Origin of the sequence: Streptomyces sp. NPDC007901 (genome assembly GCF_042959465.1) — a bacterium.
In the GTDB taxonomy this organism is placed as follows: Bacteria; Actinomycetota; Actinomycetes; order Streptomycetales; family Streptomycetaceae; genus Streptomyces.
On record NZ_JBIBKW010000065.1, the window covers coordinates 1 to 7,590 of the forward strand.

Below are 7,590 nucleotides of genomic sequence, written 5' to 3' on the forward strand. Positions count from 1 at the left end.
ACATGTTCAGACGAAGGCCGCTTCCGCGTACGGCAGTTACCGGACCGAGTGATCAAGTTCGACACACCATTCGACACCGGACGTTAAAGATCAAGCTAGGGCGTGTGTCGGAAGTGCTCTAGGTTGGCTGACGTGAGTGGGTGGGGGCGGAGTTATCGATATGTCGGGCCGGTCGAGTTGAAGGCTGCGGTCCGGCCTGACAGCGGCGGGTGCCCGATCAGCTCGGCGGCTGAGTTCGACGCCTGGATCGCTAAGCGATCGGTGGCGGAGCTGACCGAACCGTTCACCTTTGTAGTCGGCGTGGACGGTGTGCTCCGGCTGGCGCCGCGGCGAAGCGAGCACGTGGCCTGTGCTGGTGGAGACATGGTTCTGTGTGCCGGCGAGATCAGCTTCGTGCGCGAGGCAGACCGGTGGGCCGTGAGCGAGGTCAGCAACCAGTCCACCGGGTATTGCCCAGACGTCACCTCTTGGTCGGAAGTCGCCCGTGCACTGGACGACATAGGTCTCGGGCGGCCCTCCGGCTTCACCCACGAGGTGGTGTTCCGACGGTGCCTGGGCTGCCAGGAACGCAACATCGTGCGCGAGGACGACTTCGTCTGCGTCTTCTGCGGCAACGATCTGCCGGAGTCGTGGAACGTGGATCCCACCGCGTGAGGACCGAGGGTCAAAGCCACTCGTTGATGGCCGCGACGAGAACGGTCGCCTCGTAGCGGACGGCGAGCTTGTCGTAGCGTGTGGCGACTGCGCGGTGTCTCTTGAGGCGGTTGATCCCGCACTCGACCGCGTGGCGTTCGCGGTAGTCGGCCGGGTCGAAGCGTGGCGGTCGGCCGCCACCGGAGCCGAGCTTTCGGCGGTTGCGGGCCTGGTCGGCCTTGACCGGGATGGTGCAGCGGATCCCGCGGCGGCGCAGGTAAGCGCGGTTATTGCGGGAGGCGTACGCTTTGTCCGCCCGCACCCGAACGCGGGCGGGTTCCAGGATTCCCGGCCGGCAAGCCGCAGGAACTCGTACGTGACTACCGGATTCTAGGCCCCCTGTGTACGGGTTCGGCCTCGGGACTGGTAAGCCCGCATGTTGACCTGTCGCGTATTCAGGTGATGGGGCGGGTTCTGACTACTGACTGTCGCCGGTCACGGTGGTCCAGTGCGGATCGATATGGTCCAGCCATGCGTCTTGGCCGTCAGCCGGTGGTTGCATCAGGGGTAGGGGGAGGAATAGGCAGTTGAAGGTGGCGGTGTCGTCTCGCAGGCGGCCGAACAGTGCGACCGTTTCGTAGGCTCGGATGTCCGTCGCGGTGGGGATTTCTTGCATGGGGGCAGGCTCGTTTCCTTAAGGTGTCCGTATGCGCGAACGAGTGCGACGGCATTGGCCTGGTTCGCGGGCTTACTGGGCCAGCGGGTCCGAAGTGGGACGCCTTGGGCGGCACAGGGCCAGGAAGCAGACCGTCGCGGCCAGCGCGAGGCAGAGCACCGACAGGGCCATGGGCAGGGCGGTGCCCTGGTCGCCGAGACCGGCGAGGGCGGGCGCGAGGGCTCCCATGAGGAACTGTGTGGTGCCCAGGAGCGCTGAGGCGCTGCCCGCCGCGTGCGGGGCGCGCTGTAGGGAAAGGGCGGTGGTGGTGGGCAGGATCATGCCGACCGGGCAGGCCGTGAAGAACAGCGCGCTGGCGATCCAGGGCAGGCCCACGTGCGTGAGGGTGGCCAGGACGACCAGGGCGGTGCCCGCGGTGGCGAGTACGGCCAGGCCCGCCCCCAGGATGCGATGCGAGGGGAAACGGCCCAGGAGCAGTTTGCCGTTGAGCTGCCCGGTGGTGACCATGCCGACCGAGTTGAGGGCGAAGAGCAGGCTGTAGGTCTGCGGGGAGGCGCCGTAGACCTCTTGCAGGGTGAAGGAGGAGCCGGCGATGTAGGCGAACAGGGCGGCGAAGCCGAGGCTTCCGGTGAGCAGATAGCCCGAGAATCGGCCGTCTTTGACGAGGTCGCGCATGGTGCGCAGGGTGTCGGGGAGCCCGCCGCGCCGGCGCTGGTGGGTCGGCAGGGTCTCGGTCAGCAGGGTCGCGGTGGCGGCGAGGATGACCAGGCCCAGCACGGTGAGGGTGACGAACACGCCGCGCCAGGAGGTCAGGCGCAGCAGTTGGGCGCCGAGCACGGGGGCGAGGATCGGCGCGGTGCCGGAGACGAGCATCAGCGACGAGAGCAGGCGGGCGGCGCCGAGTCCGTCGTACAGGTCACGGACGACGGCCCGGGCGATGACGATCCCGGCGGCGCCCGCCAGGCCCTGGACCAGGCGCATGCCGATGAGGACCGTGGGATTGGGGGCGACGGCGCACAGGAGGCTCGCCGCGACGTACACGGTCAGGCCGGTCAGGAGGGGACGGCGCCTGCCGAGGGTGTCGCTGAGGGGCCCGATGACCAGCTGGCCCAGGGCGATCCCGGTCATGAAGGCGGTGAGGGTGAGCTGGGTGACGGCCTGTGAGACGTGGAGATCTCCGCTGACCTGAGGGAGGGCAGGGAGATAGAGGTCGATGGTGAGCGGGCCGAGCGCGGTCAGGGAGCCCAGGATCAGGACGAGGGGCAGATGGCGCGGATGGCGGTCCGGGGACGGCGCGTGGAGGGTGTCTGCTGTCCCGGCGCTGCTGGTTGGGGAGGGTTCGGACATGTCGGTTCCAGGGCTGTCGGGGAGAGCGGACCGTGCGGACCACTGTGCTGCCGGTTCTGCACGGGCCGGTGCCGCGCGGTCGGCGCGGCACCGGCGCCGGTGGGACGCGTCCTGCCGGCCGCGTCAGCGGCCGAGGCGGGCGATGAGCAGGTTGGGGTCCTTGCCGGTCATGTAGGCGGCGCTGGGGACATACACCTTGCTGCCGTGGACCGCGATGGATGTGGGTGTCTGAAGACCGTCGGCCGGGGTGAGGACGGTGGTGTGGGTGCCGTCGGGGCGGACGAGGTCGACCTGGTTGTCGTCGCGGGCGGCGAGCAGGGTGTCGCCGTGGCCGGTGAACGCGAAGTCGTCGATGGACGGCATGCCTGTGGCCCGGACCTGGATCTTTCCGGCGGTGCCCTTGGCGGTGACCGGGATACGCAGGACGGTGCCCCGGTCGAGGTTGGTGGCCCAGACGGAACCGTTGTGCAGCTTCAGGCCGTTGGCGCCGGCGAACGTGGTGGGCTCCAGCTGCGTGCCCTTGGCCCAGACGGTGGCCTTTCCGCCGCACGCGGGGAGGCGGTAGATGACGCCGTGCACGGAGTCCGTGACGTAGAGCTTGTTGGTGTGCTGGTCGAGGGCGAGGCCGTTGGGCAACCCGTCGGCGGGCAGGGCGGCGATACGGTACGGGCGGCCACCGGGACGTACGAGCCAGACGCCGGTGAGGTCCGCGGTACCGGTGGCGTAGGTGACGTACAGGGTGCCGTCGTCGGCGCGGGCGATGCCCCCGACGAACGCCTTGCCCAGGTTGGGGGTGTTCGCCTTGGCGGGGGCGGGCAGTGTGGCCAGGACGTGCGGCCGGCTGCCCGGAGTGACGCGGACGATCTGCCGGGCGAAGGAGAAGGTCAGGTACGCAGCCCCGGTGCGATCGACGGTGATGTTCTCGGGCTGCTGCGAGGCCGCCAGCTGGAAGTGGTTGGTGATGTGCGGCGCCGAGAGGGGCTGGGCCGCTGCGGTTGCCGTTGCGGTGGCCGCGGAGGCCAGCAGGACCGCGGTCGCGGCGAGGGTGGTCAGGGAGGTACGGACGCGCATGGGGTGGTTCTCCTGGTGGGCTTCTGCTGACGGTCCACTGCCGGCCCGTGGGGGTCGCGGGCCGGCAGTGGGGCTCGATGGGGTGGTACTGCTACGGCTCAGGGGGCGACGATCTTGATCGTGCTCGCCCAGCCGTGGCCCGCCTCGCGGATCTGCAGGGCCATGTGCAGCAGCTGGAAGCCCTCCAGCTCGCGGGCGTGCCTGAGCGCGCCGACGTCGACCGGGTTCAGCCCGCCGGAGGTGACCAGGTCGGCGACCTGCTTACGGGCGGCCTCGTCGTCACCGGCGATGAAGAGGTCGAGCACAGTGCCGTTCACCTCGCCGGCGATCAGGGTCGTGGCGAACGTGGTGTTGAACGCTTTCACGACGCGTACGTCCGGTCCGGCGGCCTCGGCGATCTCTTCGGCGGCCGAGGTGCCCGGGGCGACGACGAGTGCGTCGAGGGAGGCGTCGACGGGGTTGCTGATGTCGACCAGCACCTTGCCGCTCAGCTGCTCTCCGTAGGCGGCGGCGACCTGCTTGGCGGCTTCGAAGGGGACCGCGAGGACCACGATGTCCGCGGTGTCCACGGCAGATGCGTCGGCGGCGGCGATCCGGCCTTCGCCGGTCGCCTGCCCGCGCAGTTCGTCGACGAGCCGTACGGCCTTGCCGGGGTCCTTGGCGGTGACGGTGACCGTGTGTCCGCCCGCCAGAGCCCGGGTGGCGATGCCTCGGGCCATGTTGCCGGCACCGACGATGGTGATCTTCATGAGAGTGGTGTCCTTCCTCCTGTACTGCGCTGCGCTCTTGTCCCGTCCTGTGCCTGGTTGCTGTTAGACGTGGACCCGCACCACGTTGAACGGGAGCTTGGGGTCGGCGATCTGGAACTGGAAGTTGACGATCAGCAGGTCGCGGCCGTCGACGGCGGCCGTGGAGGGGCTGTGCATGCCGTGGCCGTGGACCGTGCGCACGAGTTCGGCCTTGGTGTAGTCGTGGCTCAGCTTCAGGACGCTGATCTGGCCCTCGGGGTGGTCGAGTTCGGTGACGGCGGTCAGGGTGTTGCCCCTCAGCAGGAGACCGTCGCCGGAGACGCCCTTGGCGCCGCCGAGGTCGACCGGGACGACCTGGTGGGTGCGCAGGTCGACGCGGTAGAAGGCGTAGTCGTTGTAGTCGGCGAGTAGGACGTAGCGGCCGTTGTCGGTGACCACCAGGCCGTTGCCGTTGAAACCGTCGTCGTAGACCATCGGGGAGTTGGTGAGGTCCACGCCCACGTGCAGTGGTTGCTGGACCTGCTTGCTCTTCAGCTCGGCGGCGGTGATGTGCCACAGCGCGGGGTGGATCGAGTCGGAGATGTAGGCGTCGCCGTTGGGGGCGAGGGCCACGTCGTTGAGGAAGGTGTCGGTACGGCCGGTGTCGAACACGTGCAGCAGGGCGCGGGTGCGGGTGTCGTAGACGAAGACCTTGCCGGTGGCGCCGCCGGCGACGATGAGCCGTCCCGCGCGGTCGGTTTTCATGCCCGCGACGGAGGTGCGTCCGTCCTTTCCGCCCGGCAGGAACACCTTGGTCGCGCTCTGGTGGACGTCACCGCGGTAGATGGTGCCGTCGCTGGTGCTGCCGACGTAGAAGAAGGGCGTGCCCTGCTGGCGTGCGATGCCCTCGGGGTAGGTCTTGTCGCCGGGGATGGAGTAGCTGGCGGGCAGCGGTTCCCGGTGATGCCAGGCGGCGGCGTGGGGCGCATCGCCGCCGGAAGCGGCCAGAGCCGGGGCGGTACCACCCAGGACGAGGAGGGAGGCCACGGCTACGGCGGCGGCGCGGGGACGGAAGAGGCGGTTGTGGGACATGACGGATCTCCGGGCGTGAGTAAGTGAGCAGACCAAGGGGGTGATCAACAATGTGGGGCAATGAGCGCAGAGGACGCGGTCCGCGCGGAGTGCCCCGGATCCGCGCGGCGTGGGCGGTACACGCCGGCGGCGCTCAGTTGCCGGCCGGGAAGAGGGAGCGGTTGGCGATGTCGATGATGAACGGGCCGACGTGGGCCGGGTACTTGTCGACGATCGCCTTCTTGTACGCGTCGCCGTCGTCGCCGAGCAGCTCGCGCGCGTCGTCGAGGTAGCGGCGGATGTCCTGGTAGACCTCCGGGCCGGTGGGGGCGCCGTGGCCGGCGAGGATCGTGTCGTAGCCGGACTCGGCGGCCAGGGCGTCGACGGCCTGCTGCCAGCCGGTGATGTCGTTGTTGCCCAGGTAGAGGTGGACGTCGTTGTAGACGAGGTCCTGGGCGATCAGGACGCCCTGCTCGGGCAGCTTGATGAGCAGTTCGTCGGCGGCCTCGCCACCGGAGACGGCCTCGAAGACGAAGGTGACGCCGTCGATGACCTCGGTGCCCGGGATGATGGCCACAGACGGGGTGAACTCGCTGAGGGGGATGACCTGTCCGGTGGGCAGGTTGCTGTCGCCGCGGGCGATGATCTGCTCGCGCACCTGGGCCAGCGCGTGGACGGGGACACCGAAGCGGGCGGCACCGTTGTAGTGGTCCGGATGGGCGTGGGTGACGATGAGCCGGTCGATCGGCTTGCCGAGCCCCTTGGCGTAGGCGATGGCCTCGTCGGCGTAGGCGGGCAGCAGCTGGGCGTCGATCGCGATGACGCGGGCCGTGGTCTCGACCAGCTGGGTGGTGGTGTGGAAGGTGTCCGCCGGGGACATGTAGCTGTGGATGCGCACCGCGCCCTTGTCGAGGACCGTGACCGTGCCGTTCATGAGGGACTCCTGGAGGTGGAGGCGGCCCTGCGCCGCCTTGACGACCTCTACTTTCGTCGCGAAAGCGCAGGCAGGCGAGATACGCTGAAGACGCGGCATGGTAAATCGAGGACATTTGGAGGTCGTGGTGCTTTACGGGGATCCTGGCGGCGCCGACCCTGCTCCGGACGGGGCCATCCTTCGCCTCGACTTCAACCCGCCCGAGGAACGGGTCCCTGGTTTCGAGATCATCGATCTCGCCACCCTGCACGAGCGACGGCGGCGGCGGGGGAGACGGCCCGACCTGGTGCACCGGGTGGACTTCCACACCCTCACCCTGATCACGGAGGGCAGCGGGGAGCATGCGATCGACTTCGTGACCTACCCCGTCCGTCCCGGCACCCTGTTGTGGGTCCGGCCGGGCCAGGTCCAGCGCTTCGTCCGGCCCGGCACCGCGAACGGCACGCATCTGCTGTTCACGCCGGCCTTTCCCCCGCACTCCAGCAGCGCCGACCGGCTGGTGAACGAGTGGTACGGGTCAGCATGCTGGCAGCTCGGCGCGAGCCCCGCGTACGCGGGGCTATCGACCCTGCTGGGCCAACTGCGGGCCGAGTACGTCCGCCCGGAACCCACCGTCTCGGCGGAGATCCTCCAACTCCTGCTGGCCACCGTGCTGTTGCAGATCGACCGGCTGCCCCACCCCGACGGCGGGGGAGACCCGCGTGCCGGCGGCGAGGTGTACGCCCGCTTCCGCGCCGAGCTGGAACGCTCCTACGCCACCACGCGCCGGGCCGCCGACTACGCCCACCGCCTCGGCTACACAGTCAAGACCCTGACCCGCGCCTGCATGGCCGCCACCGGGCAGCCCGTCAAACACGTCATCGACGGCCGCGTCGCCCTGGAAGGGCAGCGACTGCTCGCCCACACCGACGAACCGGTGGCGACCATCGCCCGCCGCCTGGGCTTTCCCGAACCCACCAACTTCGGCAAGTTCTTCACCCGCCACGCCGGCGAGACTCCTGGTGCTTTTAGGCAAACCCACCAGGGGCAACAGTAAGACGTTGTCTCACGTGGTCTGATGTCCGTGCGGCATGATGTCGGTCGTGGGTGTCGATCTGTCGCAGCGGCTGGTTCCTGACGAACTGTGGGAG

General features: G+C 69.2%; 8 protein-coding genes and 1 pseudogene. 2 read left to right on the top strand and 7 right to left on the bottom strand.

All coding sequences use genetic code 11. The features are described 5' to 3' along the window. Positions 1–132: 132 nt before the first annotated feature. Entirely contained in the window at positions 133–654 is a 522-nt protein-coding gene (locus ACFZDK_RS55295; protein WP_390986893.1) for a hypothetical protein, read from the top strand. Positions 655–664: 10 nt separating this feature from the next. Here the strand turns inward: ACFZDK_RS55295 and ACFZDK_RS55300 are convergent, their stop codons facing one another. The 7 genes and pseudogenes from ACFZDK_RS55300 to ACFZDK_RS55330 all read right to left on the bottom strand — a co-directional run bounded on the left by ACFZDK_RS55300 (position 665) and on the right by ACFZDK_RS55330 (position 6,460). Next, entirely contained in the window at positions 665–955 is a 291-nt protein-coding gene (locus tag ACFZDK_RS55300) for a transposase (RefSeq protein ID WP_390986895.1), read from the bottom strand. A 156-nt stretch (positions 956–1,111) separates the two neighbouring features. Further along, positions 1,112–1,309, bottom strand: coding sequence for a hypothetical protein (locus ACFZDK_RS55305; RefSeq protein WP_390986898.1), 198 nt, complete (start codon positions 1,307–1,309; stop codon positions 1,112–1,114). Between the two features lie 72 nt (positions 1,310–1,381). Further along, the gene (locus ACFZDK_RS55310) at positions 1,382–2,656 is read right to left on the bottom strand and encodes a Bcr/CflA family efflux MFS transporter (protein ID WP_390986901.1); all 1,275 of its coding nucleotides are present in this window, start codon (positions 2,654–2,656) and stop codon (positions 1,382–1,384) included. A 123-nt stretch (positions 2,657–2,779) separates the two neighbouring features. Then, a complete protein-coding gene (locus tag ACFZDK_RS55315) occupies positions 2,780–3,727 on the bottom strand; it encodes an SMP-30/gluconolactonase/LRE family protein (protein ID WP_390986903.1) in 948 nt (315 codons plus the stop codon). 98 nt (positions 3,728–3,825) lie between these two features. Continuing rightward, a pseudogene (locus tag ACFZDK_RS55320) lies at positions 3,826–4,485 on the bottom strand (NADPH-dependent F420 reductase); the annotation flags it as partial. A gap of 54 nt (positions 4,486–4,539) precedes the next feature. Further along, the gene (locus tag ACFZDK_RS55325) at positions 4,540–5,547 is read right to left on the bottom strand and encodes an SMP-30/gluconolactonase/LRE family protein (protein ID WP_390986906.1); all 1,008 of its coding nucleotides are present in this window, start codon (positions 5,545–5,547) and stop codon (positions 4,540–4,542) included. A 133-nt stretch (positions 5,548–5,680) separates the two neighbouring features. Next, on the bottom strand, positions 5,681–6,460 hold the full coding sequence (locus tag ACFZDK_RS55330) for an MBL fold metallo-hydrolase (RefSeq protein ID WP_390986909.1): 780 nt from the start codon (positions 6,458–6,460) through the stop codon (positions 5,681–5,683). A gap of 97 nt (positions 6,461–6,557) precedes the next feature. Between ACFZDK_RS55330 and ACFZDK_RS55335 the strand changes: the two genes are divergently transcribed. Beyond that, positions 6,558–7,496 (top strand): helix-turn-helix domain-containing protein, encoded by a 939-nt coding sequence (locus ACFZDK_RS55335; protein ID WP_390986912.1) that lies wholly within the window; start codon positions 6,558–6,560, stop codon positions 7,494–7,496. Positions 7,497–7,590 lie beyond the last annotated feature (94 nt).